The 859-nt window shown below is 66.2% G+C and carries 1 protein-coding gene; it reads left to right on the top strand.

The window, feature by feature from the left end:
• On the top strand, nucleotides 1–859 hold an 859-nt coding region (locus HJ583_RS18895), incomplete at both ends, for an Ig-like domain-containing protein (RefSeq protein ID WP_217423516.1).

Below are 859 nucleotides of genomic sequence, written 5' to 3'. Positions count from 1 at the left end.
GTCAACACTGGAGCCCCCACGGTCACCGTCGATATCGTCGATGCGGCCCTCAACGTCGCCGACAAGGTCTCCACCGTCACCTTCAGCTTCTCCGAAGCCCCGGTCGGCTTCACCGCTGCGGACATCAGCGCTGTGGGCGGTACGATCTCGGGGCTCACCGCCACCGCCGATCCGAAGGTCTTTACCGCCACCTTCACCGCGAATGATGCCTTCACCGGCACCGCTTCGGTGTCGGTTGCTGCAGGCTCCTACACCAATGCCGCCGGCAATGCCGGCACGGCAGGCACAGACTCCGTGCCGGTCGATACCGCAGCTCCGGTGCCGACCATCACCCTCGATGCCAACATCACGCCGGACGACATCATCAACGCCACGGAAGCCGGTCAGTCGATCGCGATCACCGGTGTGGTCGGTGGCGACGCCAAGGTGGGCGACACCGTCACCCTCACCGTCAATGGCAAGGACTTCAGTGGCACCGTCGTCAGCACCGCCGGTGTGCTCGGCTTCAGCATCGCTGTGCCGGGCGCGGATCTCGTGGCCGACAGCGACGCCACCATTCAGGCCTCCGTCAGCACGACCGATGCCGCCGGCAACAGCGCATCGGCCACCGACACCGAGGGCTATTCGGTCAACACCGGCGCGCCCACGGTCAGCGTCGATATCGTCGATGCGGCCCTCAACGTCGCCGACAAGGTCTCCACCGTCACCTTCAGCTTCTCCGAAGCTCCGGTCGGCTTCACCGCCGCCGACATCAGCGCCGTGGGCGGTACCGTCACTGGCCTGACCCAGGTGGATGCCACCCACTGGACCGCCACCTTCACCGCGAATGATGCCTTCACCGGCACCGCTTCGGTGTCGG

It is taken from the genome of Uliginosibacterium aquaticum (genome assembly GCF_012972705.2).
Lineage (GTDB): Bacteria > Pseudomonadota > Gammaproteobacteria > Burkholderiales > Rhodocyclaceae > Uliginosibacterium > Uliginosibacterium aquaticum.
Note: the sequence above shows the minus strand (reverse complement) of the source record. Positions and strands in the feature narration are given on the sequence as shown.